The sequence below is a fragment of the Nocardia otitidiscaviarum NBRC 14405 genome, from assembly GCF_000308635.1.
GTDB classification, from domain to species: Bacteria; Actinomycetota; Actinomycetes; order Mycobacteriales; family Mycobacteriaceae; genus Nocardia; species Nocardia otitidiscaviarum.
This window is the reverse complement of sequence record NZ_BAGD01000213.1, coordinates 1-317: the sequence shown is the minus strand read 5'-3', so window position 1 is coordinate 317 and position 317 is coordinate 1. Positions and strand designations below refer to the sequence as shown.

Annotated in this window: 1 pseudogene; it reads left to right on the top strand. The window is 66.9% G+C overall.

Annotation, left to right across the window (positions count from 1 at the left end):
• Positions 1-317 (top strand): annotated as a pseudogene (locus ON31_RS29380) (hypothetical protein); the annotation flags it as partial.

Sequence of the window (317 nt, the reverse complement as noted above, 5' to 3'; positions counted from 1 at the left end):
GCGACGGCGCGGGCGAACAGGGCGTCGTGCTGGGTACGGCACCGCAAGGGCTGTACGACGCTCCGGTCAAGGTGTCCATGCGCCGCGGCGCTTTCGAGGTGGGCGGGCACCCGGTCAAGGTCGACCGCCCGCACCGCGAGATCGACATATCCCTCGGCGCATACAGCGACGACCCCGAGGAATGGGCCGAAATCGACAGCCGGTTGCGCATGGCGTTCGACTACGAGGTAGACCCGTGGGACCCGAACGCCAAACCAGCGAAACTCGCCATCACAACGCCCCGGTCGGGTACCCGCTACCTGTATGTGCTCATGCTC